Source organism: Amycolatopsis rifamycinica, assembly GCF_000695625.1.
GTDB lineage: Bacteria > Actinomycetota > Actinomycetes > Mycobacteriales > Pseudonocardiaceae > Amycolatopsis > Amycolatopsis rifamycinica.
Genome location: NZ_JMQI01000064.1, coordinates 191176 through 213999, shown reverse-complemented (window position 1 = coordinate 213999; position 22824 = coordinate 191176). Strand labels below are relative to the sequence as shown.

Genomic DNA, 22824 nt, shown 5'->3' with positions numbered 1-22824 from the left:
CTCAGGCGGGGCGGCGCCGCACCTCGGCGAGAGCCACCCAGCCGCCGTTGACCGCGAGCAGCGTCAGCACCTGTTCCGCTTGTTCGGCGAAGCGCGCGAGGTCCTCGTGCAGGAGGACCGCGCGCTCGTCGTCGAGCTGGTCGAAGTCGTCGAACCAGAGCGAGATGACCGAGCCCGCCGTGACGGCGAGCCCCTGGATCAGGCTCAGGAACCCGGGCGACGGCTCGTCGGCGGCCGCGCGATAGGCCGTCTCGATGTCGTCGCACGCGGCGAGCAGGTCACGCAGCTGGCGGACGGCGCCGGCCGGGGTCCCGTCCCAGGCGGCGCTCGGCCAGGCGCGGTCGGACAGCTCGAGCCACAGCCGCCAGCCGGCGACCAGCTCGGCTTCGTCGTGGGGCGTCCAGGACGCCGGAACCGGCCAGTACATCCTTCGAGGGTGACACCGCCGGAGCGGAAATCCGCCCCGGCGGTGGGTTATGTCTCATGTGGCGAAACTCAGCTGATGACGGGCGGCACGAAAACGCAGGGCGGTGTCTTGGCGTGCGCGGGATCGAGCGCGTTGAGCACCAGCCCCTGGGCCACGGGGTCGTAGGTGATGCCGAGGTGATCGGTGAAGTCGAGCCCGCACACGTTCTGCAGCAGGATGTTCTTGACGTTCGCCGCCGGGGCGAGGAAAGCGCTGGCGTACGGCGTCACGACGTCGTCGTAGCGGGTCTGGATGACGGTGTACTGGATGCCGGGCACGGTTTCCCCGCCGGCGTTGAGGTCGGCGAGGAAGTCCGAGCCGACGGCCTGGTCGTTGCAGGCCTGGCAGACGGTCCCGAGCGCGGCCGGGACCCCGGGGATCCGCTCGAGGGTGCTCAGCAGCCCGAAGAGGTCGGTCCCGTGGTTGGACGGCGACAGCCCGACGAGCCGGCTGATCTTGTCCGCGCCGCCGAGGTACTTGATCCAGTACCGGATGTTCATCCCGCCCTGCGAGTGCCCGACGACGTCGAGCTTCGCCGCCCCGGTGGCCGCGAGCACCCGGTCCCCGAAGGCGGCAAGCGCTTTCGCGGTGTCGGCGACGGGCCCGACGGTCTGCAGGAAGGAGCCGGGCGCACCGCCGAAGTTCCCGGCGAAGACGCAGTACCCGGCGTCGGCGAGCTTCCGGGACAGGTTGGCCCAGTTCTCGTAGGCGTTGGCGGTGGTCCCGTTGGAGAGGAGCACGGGGTTCGGGTGCCGCTCGGAGGGCCGGCAGTTCCAGTCGTTGGCCCCGGGCGGGGCGATGGTGGGCGCCCCCAGCGAGTAGACGGCGGCCGTGAGGATGGTGGGCTGCACGGGCCCGGTGGGTTCCTTCTCGGCCGCTTGCGCGGTCCCCGCCCCCAGCACGAGCACCGCCACCGTGGCGGCGGCGGCCGTGAGCCACCTGCGCGTCATTGCGCCCATTCGTTTCACCTCTCTGTGAACCGACGGTGACCCACGTCACCGTGGGCTTAACGCGCGAGTAGGTGCGGCGGACCTCCCCCTAGTGGGTCATTTTCCGGCGCCGGACAGCGCGGTGCCGAAGAAGCCGGCGAGCTTCTCCACGGCGGGATCGATGTACTCCTTCCTGTCGTAGAGGTCGACGTGGCTGGCCCCCTCGATCCAGTGGAGTTCCTTGGGCGCGCCGGCCCGCTGGTGCACCTCGACGGCCATCCAGGACGTGACGGCCCGGGTGCCGACGATCTGGAGCAGCGGCCGGGGGGCGACGAGCGGGACGGCGTGGAAGGCGTCGAAGGCGGCCAGCTTGTCGACGCTGGGCCAGGCGAGGAACTTCGCGGACCGTTCGTGCTCGCCCCGCGGGGTGCAGTAGTACTCGAACCCCTCGATCCCGTGCTCCCCGCCGAGCGCGCCGGCCTGTTCGGCGGTCTCGGGGAACACGGTCAGGACGCCGGGATCCTCCCCGCGCGCGGCGGCGGTCCGGGCCTGACCGGCGAGCGCGAGCAGCCCCTGGAAGACGGCGGGATCCTGGGTGCCGTCGGCGCCGAGCCGGAACTGCCGGGCCACGTCGGCACCGGAGACGGTGGCCACGGCCCGGACGCGGTGGTCCCCGCCGGTCGCGGCGAGCGAGTAGCCCCCGGAGGCACAGATGCCGAGCAGCCCGATCCGGTCGGCGTCGACCTCCGCCCGCGTGGTGAGGAAGGAGACGGCGGCCTTGAAGTCCTCGACCCGCTGGGCGGGGTCTTCCAGCCCGCGGGGCAGCCCACCGGACTCCCCCTGGTAGGCGGCGTCGAAAGCGAGCGTGACGAAGCCGCGCTCGGCCATCAGGTGGGCGTAGGTGCCGGCCGTCTGCTCCTTCACCCCGGTCCCGGGGTGCCCGACGACCAGGGCCGGCCGCGCCCCGCCGGCCGGGCCGTCCGGGACATGGAGGTGGGCGGCGAGCGGAATTCCGGCGCTGTCGAAACTGACGGTGGTCCTGGCCATGGGACGCTCTCCTCGGATGGTGGCGGCTTGGTCGCTCCACCACGTTCCGCCGGATCCCGTCCGGGCGGGAGAGACAGGTTTCTGCCGGGGAAAGGACTTGCCCCCCTTGATCCGCCGCGCCGCCGGGGACAATGAAGACCATGACGCCGGATTCGGATCCCCGGGCGCTGGGGACGTTCCTCAAGGCCCGCCGGGCCCAGCTGACCCCGCAGGACTGCGGCTTGCCGGAGCCGGCCGCGGCCCGCAGGGTGACGGGCCTCCGCCGCGAGGAGGTCGCCCAGCTGGCGGCGATCAGCGTGGACTACTACACCCGCCTGGAGCAGGGCCGGGTCCGGGCGTCGGCACCGGTGCTGATCACGTTGGCGAAGGCGTTGCGCCTGGACGAAGACCAGCAGCGGTACTTGTACGAGCTGGCCGGCCGGGCCGACGCCCTCCCCCGCCGGCGCCGTCCCCCGCAGCGCCTGCGTCCGGCCATGCGCAGGCTGCTCGCCCAGCTCACCGGGACCCCGGCGCTCGTGCTGGGCAAGCGCCTGGACATCCTGGCCTGGAACCCCGCGGCCACGGCCCTGTTCACGGATTTCGAGGCCGTTCCCCCACACCGGCGCAATTACCTGAGGCTGCTGTTCACCAACCCGGCGATCCGCTCGTTGCACGAGAACTGGGAGCACGACGCCCGCGAAGCGGTGGCGGCCCTGCGCATGGAGGCGGCGGCCGACGCGGACGACCCCGACCTGGCCCGCCTGGTCGGGGACCTGTCGGTCCAGGACCCGGATTTCCGCCGGTGGTGGGCCGAGCACCACGTGAACAGCGCCACGTACGGAACCAAGCACTACCACCACCCCTCGGTGGGCAGCATGACCTTGGACTGCGACACCTGGGCCAGCCCGGACGGTTCGGGCCAGCGCCTGATGGTCCTGACCGCGGAACCGGGAACTCCCACCCACGACGCCTTGGTGATCCTCACGGCGTGGGCACCGGAAACAAGCCGGCGATAGCCGCCAAATGCGGCATGCGCGGACGCGTAGCCCTCGCGAAAACCATTGGTGACCGATTCGCTCCGCTGATGTACTGACGGCCACCGTGAGTCCGCCGCGTGACGGAGGTAGTGGTTGTGAGTGGCTACAACGCGCTTGCCGAGGTGTACGAGTGGCTCATCTCGGACGCGAAGCTGGCTCCGGCCGAGTTCGCCGCGTCGTTCGATGACGTCCTCGGTCTTCTGCCGTCGAACGCTCACGTCCTCGATTGTGCGTGCGGGACCGGACAGTTGGCGGTCGGCCTCGCCGGTCTGGGAATGCACGTTGTCGCAACCGACGCCAGCGAAGCGATGGTTCGTCGGACTGCGGAGTTGTCCGAGGAGTTCGGAGCATCAGTCCGGACAGTGCGGGCGGACTGGCAAGAGCTGCCCGGCCATTTCGATGACGACACCTTCGACGTGGTGTTCTGCGTTGGCAACTCCCTGCACCATGCCGAGGGCACACGAGGCAGAGTTGCCGCTCTGGAATCGATGTCACGGCTTCTGCGCCGTGGCGGGCGCTTGGTACTCACCTCCCGCACTTGGGAACTCGTGCGGGCCAGAGGTTCCCGGCTGGACATCAAAGACCGGCTCGTCCGCCGGAACGGTCGCAATGCCGTCGTGGTCTACCGCTGGGACATCGCGCCGAACTGGGAGGACGAGCACCACATCGAGATCGCGATCGCGCAAGTGGATACGGCCGGGCCGGTTCTTGCCCGCTCGGAACTGCTGTCGAGCTGGCCCTACCGATACGAACAACTCGAAGCCGAGTTGCAGCGGGTCGGACTCCAGACGGAACTGAGCACGTTCACCCTCGAGGCCGAGAACTACATGGTGGTGGCGAACAAGGTATAGACGACGGGCCGTCGACGCGGTGCTCGGGCGGCCTGATCATGGACCACCAGGGCCGCCCGAACTACCGGGTCAGAGATCGATTAGCCCTTGAGCAGGGCGCGGGCCATGACGACCTTCTGGATCTGGTTGGTGCCTTCGTAGATCTGCGTGATCTTGGCGTCCCGCATCATCCGCTCGACGGGGAAGTCCCGGGTGTACCCGGCCCCGCCGAAGAGCTGAACGGCGTCCGTGGTCACCTCCATGGCGATATCGGACGCGTAGGCCTTGGCGGCCGAAGCCATGAACCCGGCCCGCTTGTCCCCCCGCTCGGACGCCGCGGCCGAGGCGTAGACCAGGTGACGGGCCGCTTCGATCTTCGTGCCCATGTCGGCCAGCATGAACTGGACACCCTGGAACTCGGCGATCGACTTACCGAACTGCTTGCGGTCCTTGACGTAGGCCACGGCGGCGTCGAGAGCACCCTGGGCAATGCCCAGAGCCTGGGCGCCGATGGTCGGCCGGGTGTGGTCGAGCGTCCGCAGTGCCGTCTTCAGCCCGGTCCCCGGCTCGCCGATGATCCGGTCCTCGGGAATGGTGCAGTTCTCGAAGTAGATCTCCCGGGTCGGCGACCCCTTGATCCCGAGCTTCTTCTCCTTGGGGCCCACCGAGAAGCCGGGGTCGTCCTTGTGCACGACGAAAGCCGAAATCCCGTTGGCCTTCTTTTCGGCGTCGGGGTCGGTGACGGCCATGACGGTGTACCAGGAGGACTCACCGGCGTTGGTGATCCAGCACTTGGTGCCGTTCAGCACCCAGTGGTCACCGTCGAGCCGGGCCCGGGTACGCATGGACGCCGTGTCCGAACCGGCCTCGCGCTCCGAAAGCGCGTACGACGCCGACGCCTCGCCGGAGGCGATCGAGGGCAGCACGAGCTTCTTGAGCCCCTCGGAAGCGGACAGGATGATCGGCTGGGTGCCCAGCTTGTTGACGGCCGGGATCAGCGACGCGGACGCGTCGACCCGGGCCACCTCTTCGATCACGATGCAGGCACCGACGGCGTCGGCCCCCTGCCCGTCGTACTCCTCACCGATGTGCACGGCGTTGAAGCCCGACTTCACGAGCGCGTTGTACGCCTCGATCGGGTAACGCTCGTTTTCGTCGACCTCCGCCGCGTACGGCGCGATCTCCTTCTCGGCCAGAGCCCGGACCGCGGCCCGCAGCTCCTCGTGCTCCTCGGCAAGCTGGTACAGGCCGTCGGTCACTTCCGGTCACCTTCTCTACGACGTCGGGAGGGTTCTGTCGATGTTAGCGCTCGTTCACCTACGTCGTCCTTGTGGCGTTGACCGCACCATTCGTATGGTCGGGTGATGCCGATCACCGCGCCGACGACGCCGCCCGGTCTGCCCGCCTCCCTCGACTACCCCGAAGTCCCCGTCGGTTCGATCCTGGCCGCGGGTGCCGCGCGCTGGGGCGACCGGACCGCCTTCGCCCACGACGGCCACAGCCTCACCTTCGCCGAGACCCACCGGGCCGCCTGCCGGTTCGCCAACGCCCTGCGCGAACGCGGCATCGGCCGCGGCGACGTCGTGGCCCTGCACCTGCCGAACTGCCTGGCCTTCCCGGTCGCCTACTACGGCACGCTGCTGGCCGGGGCCACCTTCAGCCCGGCGAACCCCCTGCTCCCGCCGGACGACCTCGCCTTCCAGCTCACCGACTGCGAGGCCGCGGCCGTGGTGACGTTCGGCCCGGCCGCGGGCGCGCTGGCGAGCGTCGCCGACCGGATCCCGGCGCGGTTCACCGTCGTCGTCCAGCCGGCCGGTGACCTGCCCGAAGGTGCCGTCGAGTTCGAGGCGTTCCACGCCGCCCAGCCGGAGACACCCCCGGCGGCCGAGGTGGACGTCCACGAGGACCTCGCCCACCTCGCCTACACCGGCGGCACCACCGGCCGGTCCAAGGGCGTGCGGCTGTCGCACCGCAACGTCGTGGTCAACACGCTGCAGCACGCCTGCTGGGGCACCGGCTCGGTCCCGGCGCTCGACGCGCACGGCGACGTCACGCTCGACCAGATTGGCAGCGAGGACGAGTGGCCGTCGCGCCTGGGCACCGGCGTCGCGATCAACCTGACACCGTGGTTCCACGCGATGGGCATCATCGGCGGCCTCAACGCGGCGGTGATCGCCGGGACGACGATGGTCCTGCACACGCGCTTCGACCCGGCGGCGTACGTCACCGACGCCGAACGGCTCCGCATCACCGGCATCGGCGGCGCGCCGGCGCTGTTCGCGGCCCTGCTCGCGACGCCGTCGTTCCACACCGCCGACCTGTCGTCGGTCCGCTCGATCGGCTCGGGCGCGGCGCCGATGAACCACGCGATGATCGAAGCGCTGCGCGAGCGGTTCCCGGACGTGGTGGTCGTTGAGGGTTACGGCCTCACCGAGGCGACGATGGGCGCGGTGATCTCGCCGACGTACCGGTCGGGCACCCGCAAGGTCGGCTCGGTGGGCCTGCCGATCTTCGACACGCAGGTCAAGATCGTCCCGGCCGAAGGCGGCGAGGACCCGCTGCCGCCGGGCGAGCAGGGCGAGGTCTGCCTGCGCGGCCCGCAGATCATGCTCGGCTACCGCAACCGCCCGGAGGAGACGGCGGCGGCCCTGGTGGACGGCTGGCTGCACACGGGCGACATCGGCATCCTCGACGCCGACGGCTACCTGTCCATTGTGGATCGCAAGAAGGACATGCTGCTGTACAAGGGTTACAACGTCTTCCCGCGCGAGCTCGAGGAGCTGCTGGTGACGCAGCCGAACGTCGCGGCGGCCGCGGTGGTCGGCCGCCCCGACCCGGAGGTCGGCGAGCTCCCGGTGGCGTTCGTGGTGCCCCGCGGACCGCTGGACGCCGACGGCCTGATGGCCGCGGTCAACGAGAAGGTGCTGCCGTACAAGCGGTTGCGCGAGGTCCACGTGGTCGAGCAGATCCCGGTGTCCGCGGCCGGGAAGGTGCTGAAGCGGGAGTTGCGCCGGCAGCTGATCGGCAAGCTGGAGTAGGAACGGCAGCGGCGCCGGCGGAACGGGGAGCCGCCATCTCTCGCCCCTCGCTCCGGGGAATCGGCGTCAGGACCTCAGCCGGTTCTCCCGGGCGAGGAGGCGGAATCCGGACAGGACAGCGGTCAGTGGCCCGTCTTCTCGCGCAGGGCCGCGTCCTTGTCCAGGACCAGCTTCTCCAGGTCGGCCTGGAACCTCGCCATCTTCGCGCGCAGGCCTTCGTCGGACGCCGCCAGGATGCGGACCGCCAGCAGGCCCGCGTTGCGCGCGCCGCCCACCGAGACCGTGGCCACCGGGACGCCCGCCGGCATCTGGACGATCGACAGCAGGGAGTCCAGACCGTCGAGGTACTTCAGCGGCACCGGGACACCGATCACCGGCAGCACCGTCGCCGACGCCACCATGCCCGGCAGGTGGGCCGCGCCACCCGCGCCCGCGATGATCACCCGGATGCCCCGGGCGACCGCCGACGTTGCGTAGTCCAGCATGCGCTGCGGGGTCCGGTGCGCCGAGTAGACGCCGACCTCGTACTCGACGCCGAACTCGTCCAGGGCCGCGCCCGCCGCCTCCAGCGTCGGCCAGTCCGAGTCGCTGCCCATGATCACGCCCACCTGCGGCGCCATACCGACCTCTCCCGTCAGTGGATTTCGTAGCCGTCGAGCCAGACGGCGTGGGACAGCCAGTGCGCCGAAAGCAGCGCGCGGTTGCGCAGGTCCTCCATGCGCTCGCCGGTGAAGTTGACGTGCCCGAGCTTGCGGCCCGGCCGCTCCTGCTTGCCGTACAGGTGCACCCGCGCCTCCGGGTACCGGGCGAACAGGTGGTGCAGCCGCTCGTCCGGCCCCATCTCCGGCAGCTCCGGCGCGCCCAGCACGTTGGCCATCACGCACGCCGGCGCGATCAGGTCCGTGCGCCCCAGCGGGTAGTCGAGCACCGCCCGCAGGTGCTGCTCGAACTGCGACGTGCGCGAACCGTCCATGGTCCAGTGCCCGGAGTTGTGCGGGCGCATGGCCAGCTCGTTCACCAGCAGCCCGGTGTCGGTCTCGAACAGCTCGACCGCGAGCAGCCCGGTGACGTCCAGCGTCGCCGCGATCCGCAGCGCCAGGTCCTGGGCCTCGTGCACGCGGTCCGGGGACAGCCCCGGCGCCGGGGCCAGCACCTCGGTGTTGATGCCGCCGGTCTGCACCGTCTCGACCACCGGGTACGCCGCGCCTTGGCCGAAGGGCGAGCGGGCGACGAGCGCGGACAGCTCCCGTCGCATCGCCACCTTCGCCTCGACCAGCAGGGCCGTGCCCGCGGCCAGCAGCTCCGGCACGGTCTCGCGCGCGTGCTGCGCGGTGTCCAGCATCCAGACGCCGCGGCCGTCGTACCCGCCCGTCGCCGCCTTGAGCACCACCGGCCAGCCGTGCGCGCCGCCGAACGCCACGACGTCGTCCACAGTGGACACCTCGGCGAACGCCGGGCCCGGCACGCCGAGACCGGCCATCATCTCGCGCATCACCAGCTTGTTCTGCGCGAAGCCGAGCGCGCTCGCCGCGGGCCGGATGACGTGGCCCTCCATCGCCAGCGTCAGCAGGTGCTCGCCCGGCACGTGCTCGTGGTCGAAGGTGAGCACGTCGACCGAGGCCGCGAACTTCCGCAGCGCGTCGAGATCGGTGTGGTGTCCCAGCGTGACGTCGCCGGCGACGAGCCCGGCGGCTTCGTTCTCGCTCGCGGCGAGCACGCGCAGGGACTGGCCGAGGGAGATCGCCGCCTGGTGGGTCATCCGGGCGAGCTGGCCGCCGCCCACCATGCCCACGACGGGCAGACCGGTGTGTTTGTCCATAGCGCCGATCAGCCTAAACGGTCACCAGGCGGGCCGGCCTCCGGACCAGGCGAAGCTCACGCGCCGCCAGCCCGAGGATCCCCGCGGCCGCCGCCAGCACGTAGCCGTTGCCGAGGATCGACCAGCCCAGGCCCCAGCGGAACTCCGCGTCACCGCCGTTGGGCACCAGCATCACGACCTGCGAGACGAACAGCAGCGCGACCGCCGCGGCGGCCCACCACCGCGCCTTGACCACGAGCAGCGTGAGCAACGGCACGCACCAGACCCAGTGGTGCGACCACGACACGGGCGACAGCAACAGCCCGTAGAACGCCGTGACGAGCAGCGCGGCCGCGTCCTCGCCGCGCCGGTGCAGCCGCACGACCAGCCACACCGCCGGAACGGCGAGCACCGCCGCCACGCCGACCGCCACCGCCAGCGACCAGGGAGCCAGCTCCGAAGCGCGGTTGACGAGCCCGTTGAGCGACTGGTTGAAGATCCAGTGCACCGACCCGACCCGGGTCGGGTCGGTCGCCGAATCCCGCCAGAACCGCACCGCGTCGACCGGGATGACCGCGAACATCGCCGCTTCGAGCACCGCGAACGTGCCCAGTGCCCGCAGCCCGTCCTTCCACCGGCCCGTGAAGAACAGGTGCGGCACGAAGATCAGCGGGGTGAGCTTGATCGCCGCTGCCACGCCGATCAGCACACCCGCCCACCGCGACCCTCGAGCGGACAGCACGAGGACGTCCAGCACCACGAACGCCATCAGTATCAAGTTGATCTGGCCCAGGAACAGCGTCTTCCACACCGGTTCCAGCGTCAGAGCGAAGGCCGTTCCCGCCGGCAGCGCCCACCATCTTCTTCCCAGAAGCGACGAGCCCCCCGGCGGCGACGAAACCACCGTGATCACGACCATAAGCCCGACCACCGACAAAACCGCGATCACGCCCCAGACCAGGCCGGACGGCACGAGAGCGAGCGGCAGGAACAGCGGCGCCGCGGCCGGCGTGTAGGTGAACGGCAGCCGCACCCAGTCCGGCAGCGCGGTCAGCACGTCCCGCGTGTAGAGCGGGTCCCCGTGCAGCAGGGTCAGCGCCCCCGCGCGGTACACGGCGCTGTCCGCGCCCAGGTGCCACCCGGCCAGCCAGACGACCACCCCGAAGGCCAGGACGAGAAGCGCGATACCCCCGGCGACAACGCGGCCGGTGCGCGCCTCAGACGCCGGCTTCGACGTCGACATGCTCGTCCGACGCGGCCTTCCTCCGCGCCCGGCGGAGCAGCCCCCAGCGCAGGATCAGCGCCAGCGCCAGCACGACCGGCATCAGGATGTAGGCGTCCCCCAGCACGTTCTGCCACACCTTCCAGTGCAGCTCGACGTTGCGGCCGTTGGGCAGGATCAGCAGCACGCAGCTGACGAACACGAACGCCACCAGCCCGGTCCCGACCCAGCGCCGCCACGCCGTCTTCGGGGTGGTCTTCGGCAGCCGCGAGACCAGCAGCACGATCAGCGGGATCACCCACACCCAGTGGTGGGTCCACGAGATCGGCGAGATCAGCAGCGTCCAGAACGCGGTGACGAGCAACGCGGCCAGCGCCTGCCCCTTGCGGTGGAAGCGCATCAGCAGCCACAACGCCGGGATCGCGAGCAGGAACCCGATGCCCATCGCCGCCTTGGACGCCCACGGCGCGAGGTCGGTGGCCCGGTTCATCAGGGCGTTCAGCGACTGGTTGCCCGCCCAGTGCACGGGGCCGATCCGGCCGGTGTCCGGCAGCGTCACGGTCCAGTACTTCGCCGCGTCGTGCGCGTTGATCAGGAACATCAGGCCCTGGAGCAGCACGAACGTCGCGAGCCCGCGAAGGGCGTCCATCCGGCGGCCGGTGATGAACAGGTGCCCGAGGAACACCAGCGGCGTCAGCTTGATCGCCGCCGCGACGCCGACCAGCACACCGCCCCAGCGGCTCCCTCGGGTACCGATGACCAGCATGTCCAGCAGAATCATGGCCATCAGGATCAGGTTGATCTGGCCGAGGAAGATCGTCCGCCACACCGGCTCGAGGGCGAGGAAGACCAGGAAGAACACGATGGTCGAGCGGGCGGGCGAGGCCCACCAGCGCGGCCCGTCGGCGGCGGGCCGCGGCAGCGCGCCGATCGCGATGCGAATCGACAGCGCCATCGCCCCCAGCGAGACGGCCGTGATCAGGCCCCAGGAGATCTGGGTCGGGAACGCCGCGAGCGGGACGAAGATCAGCGCCGCCGTCGGCGGGTAGGTGAACGGCAGGAGCGCCCACCACGGCTCGTTGGGCAGCGTGTTGGCGTCGTAGAGCGAGTCGCCGTTCAGCAGCGTCAGCGCGCCCGCCCGGTAGACCGCGCTGTCGACGCCCAGCACCCAGTCGTGCTGCCAGCCGTAGATGCCGTACCCGATCGCGACCAGCGGAATCACCGACAGGATGAGGATCGACCGCGGGCGGACGGACAGCCGGGCGAGTGACTTCCGCAGGGCCAGCCGGTGCGGGGATCTGGCCGCGACTGCGCCGTCGACGTCGGTGGATACGGTCCGGGTCACCGCACCAGGAAATCATGACCGGCCGGGTCCCGGTCGGAAGGGTCCGGGCGGAACCGGGCTTTTCCGGTGTTCTACGCGCGCGCCAGGTGGGCCAGCAGGTCGCAGGCGAGCTCGTGGGTGGCGGGCAGCCGCACCGCCGAGACGCGGGGTCGGCCGACGTCGGCGAGCTGCGCGTCGACCGACAGCCGCTCGTGCAACGCCCTTCGCAGCGCGACGCCCTGCGAAGCGACTCGCTCGTCCTTCGGGACCAGGGCCGCGACGACGGACGGCCCCAGCGAGGCGATGCTCTGGCCGGTGTCGAACACCGACCGCAGGGCGTCGGCGACCATGATCATCCCGGTCAGCCGCGGGAACCCGGCGACGGTGCTGAGGTCGAGCGAGACGACGAGCAGCACGTGGTCGTCGGCGGCCGGCCGCTCGCGCGCGGCGGCGGCGCGGTAGACCTCCGCGAGCCGGGTCCGCAGGTAGGCGGCCGACGGCAGGCCGGTCAGCGGGTCGGTCACCTCGGTGTGCACCAGCTGGTCGGTGGCGGCGTCCGCCCAGGCCAGCGCGGTGGTCCGGAGCAGCCGCGCCGGGGTGGCGTCGACGTCCGGCGAGACGAACCCGTCGCCGCTCTGGCCGAGCACCGCGTGCAGCGCGGCGAGGTCGGCGAGGGTTTCCGCGAGCCCCGCCCCGGCCGCCGCCCGGGCCCTGGCCAGCCCGGCCAGCGCGGTTTCGGCGGCTTCGACGCGGCCCTTCGCCATCACCGCCACGCAAACGGCGTCGACCTCGGGCAGGGCCCAGTCGCTGGGGAACCGCCAGCCCGCGGCGAGGCTCGCCGTGCGCCAGCGGGCCCGCAGCGCACGCAGGGAGGCGTCCCGCTCGGCCTGGGTGGACGGGGTGTCACCGGAGCCGGGTCGCGCAGCCGGAGCATCCACTGGCCACCCGCCCCTTTCGTCCGGTTCGCAAGGATCTTGTCCGTCGCTTCACGATGAGGACGTACCCCGGTGGGCACCGTGACGCGTACTGACCAGTTTTTGTCGTGGACCTTTTCCCCCGCCCTCCCCGGGGGTGGGTGATTTCGCTCCGCCGTCGGAGTCATCACACCGACCACGGCGTGACCGCCGGAGGAGGGTCAGTCACACTGAGTCTCGCGTCCCGGATCGGCCTGTAATGGCAGGTCCTGGCCCTAGCCGACCGAGGAGTGCCGTGTCCACCGTTCCCGCCGATCTCAGCGGAAAGAGTGACGCCGAGCTGATCGCGGAGGTCCGCTCCGGGAAGATCGAGTCGTACGGCGCGCTCTACGAACGGCACACCGGCGCGGCCCGGAATCTGGCCCGTCAGCTGGCCCGCTCCAGCTCCGAAGCCGACGATCTCGTGTCCGAGGCGTTCGCCAAGGTGCTCGACACGCTCCGTGGCGGCAAGGGCCCGGACACAGCCTTCCGGGCGTACCTGCTGACCGCCCTGCGTCACACCGCGTACGACCGCACCCGCAAGGAGCGCCGGGTCGACCTCAACGAGGACATGACCGAGGTCGGCGGCGCCGCGGCCGAGGCGCTGACCGTGCCGTTTTCCGACACCGCGGTCGCCGGGCTCGAGCGGACGATGGCCGCCAAGGCGTTCACCCGGCTGCCGGAACGCTGGCAGGCGGTGCTCTGGCACACCGAGATCGAACAGCAGAGCCCGGCCGAGGTCGCGCCGCTGCTGGGCCTGACCGCGAACGGCGTCTCCGCCCTCGCCTACCGCGCCCGCGAGGGACTCCGCCAGGCGTACCTGCAGGTCCACCTGCAGGACAACGCCGAGGAACGCTGCCGCGCCTGCGCCGAGCGGCTCGGCGCGTGGACCCGCGACGGACTGTCCAAACGGGAACGCGCCCAGGTCGAGAGCCACCTCGACGAGTGCGACCGGTGCCGGGCGCTGGCCGCGGAGCTGGCCGACGTCAACGGCGGGCTGCGCGCCGTCATCGCCCCGATCGTCCTGGGCGGCGCCGCACTGGGTTACCTGGCCACCATCGGCGCCGCGAAGGCGAGCGCGGCGACCGCCGGTGCCGCGGGCGCCGCCGGTGCCGCGGCCGCCGGCGGCAAAGCGGGTGCGTCCGCGGCCGCCGCGGGGCCTCGCCAGTTCGCCGGGGTCGCCGCCGCGGGCACGGCGATCGTCGCGGCCGTCGTCATCGCGCTCACCGCGGCCGGCGGGACGCAGCAGGTCCCGGTCGCCGCCCAGGTGCCCCCGCCCGCCCAGCAGGTCGAACCCCCGGCTCCGAAGCCCCAGCCCCCGGCCCCGCCCGCGCCGGAGCAGCCCGCACCGGAGCAGCCGCCGGCACCACAGCCACCCGAGCCACCCGCCCCGCCCGCCGCGCCACCGGTGGAGCCCGCCCCGCCACCGGTCGCCCCGCCCGCCCCGGCACCGCCGCCCGCGCCGGTCCCGCCCGCGCCGGCCCCGCCGTCGATGTCCGCGACGACCCCGCCGGACGGCATCGAACTCAGCCCGGGTACCGCGCAGAACGTGCCGATCACCGTGCGCAACGACGGCGGCAGCCCGTCCGAGCCGGTGGCCGTCGCCCTGAACCTGCCGCGCGGGGTGCGCGCGGTCGACACCGGGGGTGGCGGCGCGCCGGCGGCCCGTGCGCAGGTCCCCGGCCCGGTCTCGGTGAACTGCCCCGGCGGCGAGGTGACGGTCACCTGCAAGACCGGCGCCGGCCTGCAGCCCGGCCAGAGCGCGACGCTGAACTTCCGCCTCCAGGCCGACGAAGACGCCGAAGGCGGCACGGTGACCGGGTCGGTCACGGCGGGCGTGCAGATCTCCGTCGCGGTGAGCGTGAAGGTCACCGTGAAGCTGCCGCCGGACGCCGTGGTCCTGGAAGCACAGGGCGACGGCCTCTCGGGCTTCCCCTGGAACCACCACCCGCTGGTCTACGTGCGGGTCCGCAACACCGGCGAGACGACCAAGCCGGTCACGGTCACCTTCGACCACCCGCTCGAGCAGTGGTGGAGCCTGCGCGGCTTCCCCTGCACGACGACCGGTGCCGGCGCGAGCTGCACGACGACGAGCGCGGTGGCGCCGGGCCGGCACGTCAACCTGTGGGTGCGGCTGAAGGGCCGTCCGAACGACGGGCGCGTGACGATCAACGCCCAGCTGGGCCGGGCGACGGCCCCGCCGGTGACCGTCGACTTCGGCTGCTGGCTCCACTGGTGCGGCCAGGACCCGCTGCCCACGCCGCCGTCACTCCCCAAGCCGTCGCTCCCCGAGCCTTCGCTCCCCAAGCCGACGCCGTCCAAGCCGACGCCCACGAAGCCGAGGCCGCCGGTGACGACGGAGGAGACGACGAAGAGCGAGCCGACGGTGGCCACGACCACGACGAGCGCCCCGCCGCGGTCCGGCGGGAACCCCGGGGCCAAGCCGCCGACGGTCACCCCCGAGAGGGCTTTCGGCTGGCTGACCGGGTAGCGTCCGCGCGGTGCGCGAGCTGCTGACGAAGCATCGCGAGCTCCTCCGCTTCGCCGTCGTCGGCGGGATCAGCTTCGTGATCACGATGTCCGTGAACTACGGCCTGAAGTTCACCGTGCTGCGCACCCACCCGGTGACGGCGCTGATCGTCGGCGTCCTCGTCGCGACGATCTTTTCCTACGTCGCCAACCGGGAGTGGTCGTTCCGCACCCGCGGCGGCCGGGAGCGGGCGCACGAGGCCACGCTGTTCTTCCTGCTCAGTGGCGTCGCGCTGGGCCTCAACGCGCTCCCGCAGTGGTTCTCGCGGTACGTGCTGGACCTGCAGGCGCCGCGGCTGTCACCGTTCGGCGTCGAGGTGGCCGATTTCGTCAGCGGCATCATCATCGGCACGCTCCTGGGCACGTTGTTCCGCTGGTGGGCCTTCAAGAAGTGGGTGTTTCCCGACGCCGGCGGCCGCCCGCGCGCGGCACCCGTTCCCACCGCCGAAGATCCGGACATTCCCGGCAGCAAGGCCGCCTGAACCACAGGTCAACGCGATTGTCCCTAGACTGCGTGGTGTGACCGTTGTGGAAACCGTGCTCAAGCGCACGCCGGAACCACTGCGTTCGGTGTTGATCAAGCACCGGGAGCTGCTGAAGTTCGCGATCGTGGGCGGCACGACGTTCCTGGTCGACAACGGCGTCTGGTACGCGCTCAAGCTGACGGTGCTGGAGCCGAAACCGACGACGGCGAAGGCGATCGCGATCATCGTCGCGACCATCGTGTCCTACATCCTCAACCGCGAGTGGTCCTTCCGGACCCGCGGCGGGCGCGAACGGCACCACGAAGCCGCGCTGTTCTTCGTCATCAGCGGCATCGCGGTGGGTGTCAACCTGGTGCCCCTGGTCGTCTCGCGGTACGTGCTCGACCTCGAGGTCCCGCACGTGACGTTCCTGGTCCAGGAGATCGCCGACTTCGCGAGCGGCTCGATCATCGGCATGCTGCTGGCCATGTTCTTCCGCTTCTGGGGCTTCAAGAAGTGGGTCTTCCCGGACGAACTGGGCGAGCGACGGCGGGACAACGACCAGGCCACCCGCCTCCCCTGAAAAAGTACTTGCACTTTGACATGTAGTTGTCTACGGTCATCGTCGTCGGTTGTTCCTGCGTAGCGGACGCCGTCCGGGTTCGGCCGGGCGAGCGGGACGGATAGAGGTGGTTTCCGAGCGCGAAGAGGTCGCATCCGTTCGCGGATGACGATGGAGCCTTTTCCCGACTCGACGGGACGCGTTTTCCCGCGCGTCCGCATCTCTCGTCCCTTCTGACGAAGCAAGGATTTCCTCTTGAGCACGACCGCGCCTCCGCGCGCCCTCAAACCCGCCCTCACGGGCCTGTTCCTGTCCGTCTTCCTCGCGATGCTCGACGCCCAGGTCGTTGCCACCGCGCTCCCCCGGATCGCCGCCGAATTCGGCGGGACCGGCGCCTACGCCTGGGTCACCACCGCCTACCTGCTCGCCGGCAGCGCCACCGCACCGCTCTACGGCAAGCTCGGTGACGTCTTCGGCCGCAAACGCGTGCTCCTGGGTGCGCTCGGTCTCTTCCTGCTCGGGTCGCTCGCTTGCGGACTGGCACCGTCGGCCCCGTTCCTGATCGCCGGACGCGTCCTGCAGGGCGCCGGTTCCGGCGGCCTCTTCGTCACCGTCGGCGCTTCGCTCGGCGAGATGTTCTCGCCTCGCGAAGGCGCGAAGTACTTCGGCTGGTTCTCGATCTGCTTCGCCGTCGCTTCGCTCGCCGGCCCGGTCGTCGGCGGCCTGCTCACCGGGCTCGCCGGGTGGCGGTCGATCTTCCTGGTCAACCTGCCGCTCGGGCTCGTCGCCCTGGCCTGCCTCAAGCCGCTCGAGCTGTCGAAACGGCGCCGGGAAGCGCCGTTCGACTTCGCCGGCGTGCTGCTGCTGGGCACGGCGATCACCGGGTTCACCCTGCTGACGCCGTGGTCGGTCGCCCTCGGCGCGGTGGCGGCCGCGGGGTTCGTGTTCGTCGAACGGCGGGCCGAAGCGCCCGTCCTGCCCCTGCGCCTGTTCCGCGACCGCACGTTCACCGTGTCCGTGCTGCTCAGTGTGCTCGCCGGGTTCGCGTTCCTCGGCTCGGTGAACTACATCGCGGTCTTCCTGCAGGCCGACGCCGGCCCGGCGGAAGGCGGGCTGCGGCTGCTGCCGATGACGCTCGCCGTGTCGCTCTCCTCCGTCGTCGCGAGCAAGGTCATCGCCCGCACCGGCGCCTACCTCTGGGCGCCGCGGTCGAGCATGGCGCTCGGCCTGCTCGCGGTGCTCGGCCTGCTCGCGCTGGACGGCCTGCCGCAGGTCCTCGGCTGCCTGGTCGTCTTCGGCTTCGCGGCCGGGCTGAACCTGCAGGTGCTCGCCATGGCCACGCAGAACACCGCACCCGCGGCGGACCGCGGCGCGGTCGCCGCCGGCGTCAACCTCGCCCGCGCGCTCGGCTCCGCCCTCGGGCCGGTCGCGCTCGGCTTCGCCTACCAGGCCGGCACCCACGGCGTGTTCCTCGCGCTGCTGCCCGTGCTCGCGCTCGGCCTCGTGACGGCGTTCGCGCTCCCCCACGTCCCGCTTTCCCGACAGGAGAACTCACGATGATCTTCGTCCTCGGCGCCACCGGCAAGGTCGGCCGCCACCTCGTTCCCGCCCTGCTCGACGCCGGCGCCACCGTCCGCGCCCTGACCCGCGACCCGGCGAAGGCCCGGATCGACCCGCGTGCCGAAGTGGTCCGCGGTGACCTCGGCACCTCGGACCTGGCCGCCCTGCTCGACGGCGCGGACCGCGTGTTCGTGCTGACCCAGGGGCACAGCGCCGACCGGGAAGCGGCGGTCGCGCGGGCTGCCGCGCGGGCCGGCGTCGCCCACCTCGTCAAGCTGTCCACCACTGGCGTCCACTTCGGACAGAACGACGCGGTCACCCGCGCCCACGCCGAAGCCGAGCAGGCGATCCGGGCAGCCGGTCCGATGTGGACGATCCTGCGTCCGGGCGCCTTCATGGACAACCGGTTCGCCTGGATCGGCTCGGTCCGCGAAGGAAACACCGTGTACGTGCCGGAAACCGATCCGCCGTCCGCGCTGATCCACGTCCGCGACGTCGCCGAGGTCGCGACGCTCGTCCTGACGACGTCCGGGCACGAAGGCGCGACCTACGAGCTCACCGGCGGGGAAGCCCTCACCGCCGAGCAGCAGGTCACCATCCTGTCCGAAGCGATCGGCCGTCCGCTGAAGTGCGTCGAAGAACCCGAAAGAGCCGCGAAGGACCGCATGATCCGGGTGTCCGGCTGGCCCGCGAAGGCCGTCGACGGGCTCTTCGCGCTCAAGCGCGAGTCCGCCCCGCACGAGCACGTCGTCTTCGACACCGTCGAGCGGCTGCTCGGCCGGCCGCCGCTGACCTTCGCGGCCTGGGCACGGGAGAACGCGTCCGCCTTCTGTCCTCGGGAGTGACAACGAGGACGTGAGGCGCAAGGCCGGTCCGAGCGCCCTACCGCGGGACGCGCTCGGCCGGCCAGCGCACCTCGGGGACGTCGCTCGGCCGCGGCACCTTGAGGAACAGGCTGAACACCGCCGGACGGCGGTTCGACAGCTCCAGGCGGCCGCCGTCGGCCTCGACCAGGGCCCGCGCCAGCGCCAGGCCCACGCCTGTCGAGCCGCCGCCAGAGAAGCCGCGCTCGAAGATGTGCGGCGCCAGCTCGTCGGGGACGCCGGGGCCGGTGTCACTCACCTCGATCACCACCGTGCCCTCGGCGTCGCCCCGGCGGGCGATGAGGGTGACCGTGCCCGAGCCGTGGCGCAGCGCGTTGTCCAGCAGGACGCCGACGACCTCGCGGAGCCGTCCCGGGGTGGCCCTGGCCATCAGGCCGTCGGCCACGCGCGTCCGCAGGTTGCGGCCTTCCGAGCGGAGCAGCTCGCGCCATTCCTGGGCCATCTCGGGCAGCGCCGTCGGCAGGTCCACCGGTTCCGCGCCGACCTCGCGGGCCGCGCGGGCCGCCGCCAGCAGCTCGTCCAGGGCCTCGGCGAGCCGGTCGGCCTGCTCCTGGGCCGCCTTGGACTCGTCGGCCACCTCGTCGTCCGGGTGCACCGTGAGCGGTTCCAGCCGCAGCTGCAACGCCGTCAGCCGGCTGCGCAGCTGGTGGGAGACGTCCCCGACGAGCTGGCGTTCCCGCTGCACGAGCTGGGCCAGCGCGGTGCCGGACGCGTCCAGCGCCTCGGCGACCATGTCCAGTTCGCCGACGCCGTAGCGGCTCGGGTCGGGCCGGAAGTCGCCGCCGCCGAGGCGGGCCGCGCGTTCGGCGACGTGCCGCAGCGGCTTCGCGAGCCGCCGGGCCGTCGCGATCGCGACCACCGCGCCGGTGCCGATCGACAGCAGCACCAGCAGCACGACGACCAGCGTCACCGTCGTCTGGCGTTCGTGCATCGGGCCGGCCGGGACGGCGATCTCGACCTTGCCGTCCCGGGCCAGGTCGGCCGTCTCGGTGACGGTGTCGGGACCGGGACTGCTGCCGTAGCGCTTCTCGGTCTGGCCGCTGGCGCGAACGGTGAGCAACCCGTTCGCCGGGACGGCCGCGCGCACCTGGTCGAGGTCGATCTCCTGGCCGTTGGCGATTTCGGTGTCCAGGATGGCCGCCGCCGCGCGGGCGTTCTCCGCGAGCGTCTCGCGGTAGCTCGACTCGATCTGCCAGCTCGCCACGATGCCCAGCGGGATGCCGAGGACCGCCGCGGTGACGGCGACGGCCAGCAGGATGGCCAGCAGGATGCGGCGGCGCACGGCTTATTCGGCGTTGAAGCGGAAGCCGACGCCGCGGACGGTGGCGATCCGCCGTTCGCCGTCGTGGGCCTTGCTGGTGCGGCCGGCGGCTTCGTCGGCGGCGATGGAGAGCTTCCGGCGCAGCCACGACATGTGCATGTCGAGCGTCTTGGACGTCTTCGACTCGAGGTCGTTCCACACCTCGGCGAGGATCTCGTCGCGGCTGACGACCTGGCCGGCGCGGCTCATCAGCACGCGCAGCAGCTCGAACTCCTTGTTCGCCAGCTGGACCTCGTGGTTGTCCACGGTGACCAGGCGGGCGCCGAGGTCCATCCGCACCCCGCCGGCCTCCAGGACCTCGGGCACCCGGCGGCGCAGCAGCGCGCGGATCCGGGCGAGCAGCTCGGCGAGCCGGAACGGCTTGGCGACGTAGTCGTCGGCACCCGCGTCCAGGCCGACGACGAAGTCGACCTCGTCGGTGCGGGCGGTGAGCATGAGCACGGGCAGTTCGGTGCCGTTGGCGCGCAGGCGGCGGCAGACCTCCAGGCCGTCCATCCCGGGCAGGCCGAGGTCGAGCACGAGCAGGTCGACGCGCTGGGCGGCGGTGGCGTCGAGCACCGAAGGACCGTCGGTGACGACGTGGATCTCGTATCCCTCGCGTTCGAGGGCGCGGGAGAGCGGTTCGGCGATGGCCGGATCGTCTTCGGCAAGTAGGACCATGCTCACCTGGCCAACTCTACGGCGCGCGGACGTGAAACCATCGTGACCGTGCCTGGCTACGAAGATGATCTGGCTCTCGCCACCCGGCTGGCCGACGCCGCCGACGAGATCACGACCGCGCGGTTCCGCGCCCTGGACCTCGCGGTGGAGCGCAAGCCCGACCGCACCCCGGTGACCGACGCCGACACCGCGGTGGAGGACACGATCCGCGCCCTGCTGGCGTCCGAACGTCCCGGCGACGCCGTGCTCGGCGAAGAGCGCGGCGGCTCGGCGGCGACGGGCCGCGCGTGGGTGCTCGACCCGATCGACGGAACGAAGAACTTCCTCCGCGGAGTACCCGTTTGGGCGACCCTGATCGCGCTCGTGCAGGACGGCGACCCGGTGGTCGGCATGATCAGCGCGCCCCTGCTGGGCCGCCGCTGGTGGGCGGCATCGGGTGCCGGGGCGTTCTCTTCGGACAGCAGCGGAACGCGAAAGCTGTCGGTTTCGAAGGTTTCGTCCCTTTCGGACGCTTACCTGTCCACAACGGACCTGAACTCGTGGACGGAGTACCACTCGCGCGAGAAGTACCTCGGCCTGGTGGACGCGTGCTGGGAGACCCGCGCGTTCGGCGACTTCTGGCACCACGTGCTGGTGGCCGAGGGCGCGCTGGACGTGGCGGCCGAGTGCGTCGTCAACCCGTGGGACGTCGCGGCCGCGCAGGTGATCGTCACCGAGGCGGGCGGCCGGTTCAGCGACCTGGACGGCGCCGGGCGCTACGACAACGGCAGCGCGCTCTCGACGAACGGCCGCCTCCACGACGAAGTCCTGGGCATCCTCAAGCGCTGAGTTCCGGGCGGGTCAGGCGCCCGGGAGCAGGCCGACGGCGCCGCGGGCGACCTGGGCCCAGGCCAGCCGGCCGAACAGGTAGTGGCACGCCACCTGTTCGCTGGTGAACCGGGCCCAGTCGTAGCGGTTGCCCTGCTCGCGCCAGAACACCTCCCACGCCTCGTCCTCGCCCTGCATCAGGCACCAGGCGTTGTCGACCTCGGCGCCGAGCGAGACGACCTCCGGCGGCACGCCCAGCACGCCGAGCCACCGCTGGATCGACTGGGTGTTCATCAGTCCTCTTCCCCCTTGGCCTCGGCGAGGTAGCCGAGGGTCACCAGTTCGTCGGCCGCCAGCAGGGCACGGTACCGGGTGCCGCCGCCGACCTGGCCGAACCAGTTCGCCGTCTCCGAGCGCCACATCGGCACCTTGCGCACCACGACGTACCGGCGGTACTCGGCGTCCAGGAACGCCGGTGGCAGCGAGCGTTCCGCGAACGGCGTGCCGTCGGCGAAGAGCACCCGCCCGTAGGCCGGGCCGAACCGGTCGAGGACCGTGTCGGCCGGGACCATCACCGGCTCGGGCCAGTCCACGCTGCCCTCGGGGAACTGCTCGCCCGGCGGCCACGCGTACTCCGGGCCGAGCTCGCTGTGCCCCAGGACGAACCGGCGGATCCACACCGCCTGCGTCGCCCGCGCGTACGGCACGTACCCCGCGGTCAGGTGCCGCGGCACCGGCCGCGACGGCGCGGTCGGCGACCGGCGGAAGCCCGCGGTGACGTTGGTCAGCGCCTGGTCGTCGAAGATCAGCCGGGCGTCCGGGTGGTCGTTCGGCGGGAAGCCGTCCGGGTCTTCGGGCAGCGGCAGCTGGCGTGCCGGCTTGTCCATCGCGACCGGCAGGTGCCCGATCGGGAACATGTGCACCAGGAACAGCGCGACGATGCTCTCCCGTTCCGTGCGCGGCGAGCCGAGCGGCGGCAACGGCGCGGGGGCACCCGGGTTCGGCGGCGGGCCCGCCACCGGCGGAGGCGGCCCTGCCGGCGCGGGCGGGACGGGCGGCGGCGGAGGCGGCGGGACAGGCGGGGCCGGGGGCAGCGGGAACGGCGGCAGCAGCGGCGACACCGCGTGCGGCCACGCCGCGGGGTTCCCCGAAGGCGGCGTCGGCACCTCGTCGAAGGCGCCCGGATCCGCGAGGCCGTACCCGGGCAGCTGCACCGGCCCGGTGTCGAGGTCGGCCTCGACCGGTTCGGAGCCCGCCTCGGAAGGCTCGGTCACACCCATCCTCCGGCTCGTCGGTGCCCGGGGGCACACGCTGTTCGACGCGGCCGCGGCGCTGCCGGTCCCCCTTGATACCGCACCCCTTCCCCCAGGGCGCGACGAGGTCAGTCTTTCTTCGGGTGCTCCAGGTGGCGAAG

22 protein-coding genes are annotated in these 22824 nt (G+C 71.8%); 9 read left to right on the top strand and 13 right to left on the bottom strand.

Features of this window, described 5'->3' with window-relative positions:
- Window position 1: 1 nt before the first annotated feature.
- From DV20_RS31245 to DV20_RS31235, 3 genes are all read right to left on the bottom strand, one after another.
- Window positions 2-427: a hypothetical protein gene (locus DV20_RS31245; RefSeq protein ID WP_043786557.1), complete on the bottom strand. Its 426-nt coding sequence runs from the start codon at window positions 425-427 to the stop codon at window positions 2-4.
- Between the two features lie 68 nt (window positions 428-495).
- Window positions 496-1416, bottom strand: coding sequence for an alpha/beta fold hydrolase (locus tag DV20_RS31240; RefSeq protein ID WP_235191021.1), 921 nt, complete (start codon window positions 1414-1416; stop codon window positions 496-498).
- Between the two features lie 96 nt (window positions 1417-1512).
- On the bottom strand, window positions 1513-2442 hold the full coding sequence (locus DV20_RS31235; protein WP_043786554.1) for an alpha/beta hydrolase: 930 nt from the start codon (window positions 2440-2442) through the stop codon (window positions 1513-1515).
- A 140-nt stretch (window positions 2443-2582) separates the two neighbouring features.
- On the opposite strand from DV20_RS31235, the gene DV20_RS31230 reads away from it, so the two are divergent.
- Window positions 2583-3437 carry a helix-turn-helix domain-containing protein gene (locus DV20_RS31230; RefSeq protein WP_043786553.1) on the top strand — a complete coding sequence of 285 codons (855 nt, stop codon included), beginning with the start codon at window positions 2583-2585 and terminating at the stop codon, window positions 3435-3437.
- Between the two features lie 116 nt (window positions 3438-3553).
- Window positions 3554-4309, top strand: a complete 756-nt coding sequence (locus tag DV20_RS31225; protein ID WP_043786551.1) for a class I SAM-dependent methyltransferase — start codon at window positions 3554-3556, stop codon at window positions 4307-4309.
- 80 nt (window positions 4310-4389) lie between these two features.
- Here the strand turns inward: DV20_RS31225 and DV20_RS31220 are convergent, their stop codons facing one another.
- The gene (locus DV20_RS31220; protein ID WP_084093768.1) at window positions 4390-5547 is read right to left on the bottom strand and encodes an acyl-CoA dehydrogenase family protein; all 1158 of its coding nucleotides are present in this window, start codon (window positions 5545-5547) and stop codon (window positions 4390-4392) included.
- Between the two features lie 105 nt (window positions 5548-5652).
- On the opposite strand from DV20_RS31220, the gene DV20_RS31215 reads away from it, so the two are divergent.
- A complete protein-coding gene (locus DV20_RS31215) occupies window positions 5653-7326 on the top strand; it encodes a class I adenylate-forming enzyme family protein (RefSeq protein ID WP_200876537.1) in 1674 nt (557 codons plus the stop codon).
- A gap of 122 nt (window positions 7327-7448) precedes the next feature.
- On the opposite strand, the gene purE is transcribed toward DV20_RS31215, so the two are convergent.
- The 5 genes from purE to DV20_RS31190 form a co-directional block, all read right to left on the bottom strand.
- Entirely contained in the window at window positions 7449-7946 is a 498-nt protein-coding gene (gene purE, locus DV20_RS31210) for a 5-(carboxyamino)imidazole ribonucleotide mutase (RefSeq protein ID WP_043786548.1), read from the bottom strand.
- Window positions 7947-7960: 14 nt separating this feature from the next.
- On the bottom strand, window positions 7961-9145 hold the full coding sequence (locus DV20_RS31205) for a 5-(carboxyamino)imidazole ribonucleotide synthase (RefSeq protein ID WP_043786546.1): 1185 nt from the start codon (window positions 9143-9145) through the stop codon (window positions 7961-7963).
- Between the two features lie 13 nt (window positions 9146-9158).
- A complete protein-coding gene (locus DV20_RS31200; RefSeq protein ID WP_043786545.1) occupies window positions 9159-10367 on the bottom strand; it encodes a glycosyltransferase 87 family protein in 1209 nt (402 codons plus the stop codon).
- A complete protein-coding gene (locus DV20_RS31195; protein ID WP_043786543.1) occupies window positions 10342-11691 on the bottom strand; it encodes a glycosyltransferase 87 family protein in 1350 nt (449 codons plus the stop codon). Before DV20_RS31195 ends, DV20_RS31200 begins: the two co-directional genes overlap by 26 nt.
- 71 nt (window positions 11692-11762) lie before the next feature.
- Window positions 11763-12608: a hypothetical protein gene (locus DV20_RS31190; protein ID WP_043786542.1), complete on the bottom strand. Its 846-nt coding sequence runs from the start codon at window positions 12606-12608 to the stop codon at window positions 11763-11765.
- A 271-nt stretch (window positions 12609-12879) separates the two neighbouring features.
- Here DV20_RS31190 and DV20_RS31185 point away from each other — a divergent pair, with 271 nt between their 5' ends.
- The 5 genes from DV20_RS31185 (at window position 12880) to DV20_RS31165 (ending at window position 18583) form a co-directional block, all read left to right on the top strand.
- Window positions 12880-15114: a sigma-70 family RNA polymerase sigma factor gene (locus DV20_RS31185; protein WP_043786541.1), complete on the top strand. Its 2235-nt coding sequence runs from the start codon at window positions 12880-12882 to the stop codon at window positions 15112-15114.
- A gap of 10 nt (window positions 15115-15124) precedes the next feature.
- Window positions 15125-15634: a GtrA family protein gene (locus tag DV20_RS31180; protein ID WP_043786539.1), complete on the top strand. Its 510-nt coding sequence runs from the start codon at window positions 15125-15127 to the stop codon at window positions 15632-15634.
- Between the two features lie 37 nt (window positions 15635-15671).
- On the top strand, window positions 15672-16199 hold the full coding sequence (locus DV20_RS31175; RefSeq protein WP_043786538.1) for a GtrA family protein: 528 nt from the start codon (window positions 15672-15674) through the stop codon (window positions 16197-16199).
- A gap of 234 nt (window positions 16200-16433) precedes the next feature.
- Complete coding sequence (locus DV20_RS31170) at window positions 16434-17738, top strand: MFS transporter (protein WP_043786537.1); 1305 nt, start codon at window positions 16434-16436, stop codon at window positions 17736-17738.
- Complete coding sequence (locus DV20_RS31165; RefSeq protein ID WP_043786535.1) at window positions 17735-18583, top strand: NAD(P)H-binding protein; 849 nt, start codon at window positions 17735-17737, stop codon at window positions 18581-18583. Before DV20_RS31170 ends, DV20_RS31165 begins: the two co-directional genes overlap by 4 nt.
- 37 nt (window positions 18584-18620) lie before the next feature.
- Here DV20_RS31165 and DV20_RS31160 read toward each other — a convergent pair whose 3' ends face one another.
- Together DV20_RS31160 and DV20_RS31155 are read right to left on the bottom strand one after the other, a co-directional pair.
- Window positions 18621-19904, bottom strand: a complete 1284-nt coding sequence (locus DV20_RS31160; protein ID WP_043786534.1) for an ATP-binding protein — start codon at window positions 19902-19904, stop codon at window positions 18621-18623.
- Between the two features lie 3 nt (window positions 19905-19907).
- Window positions 19908-20603: a response regulator transcription factor gene (locus DV20_RS31155; protein ID WP_043786583.1), complete on the bottom strand. Its 696-nt coding sequence runs from the start codon at window positions 20601-20603 to the stop codon at window positions 19908-19910.
- A gap of 42 nt (window positions 20604-20645) precedes the next feature.
- On the opposite strand from DV20_RS31155, the gene hisN reads away from it, so the two are divergent.
- Complete coding sequence (gene hisN, locus DV20_RS31150) at window positions 20646-21431, top strand: histidinol-phosphatase (RefSeq protein WP_043786533.1); 786 nt, start codon at window positions 20646-20648, stop codon at window positions 21429-21431.
- Between the two features lie 12 nt (window positions 21432-21443).
- Here the strand turns inward: hisN and DV20_RS31145 are convergent, their stop codons facing one another.
- On the bottom strand, window positions 21444-21704 hold the full coding sequence (locus tag DV20_RS31145) for a hypothetical protein (RefSeq protein ID WP_043786532.1): 261 nt from the start codon (window positions 21702-21704) through the stop codon (window positions 21444-21446).
- Complete coding sequence (locus DV20_RS31140; protein WP_235191020.1) at window positions 21704-22690, bottom strand: TNT domain-containing protein; 987 nt, start codon at window positions 22688-22690, stop codon at window positions 21704-21706. Before DV20_RS31140 ends, DV20_RS31145 begins: the two co-directional genes overlap by 1 nt.
- Window positions 22691-22824: the final 134 nt, after the last annotated feature.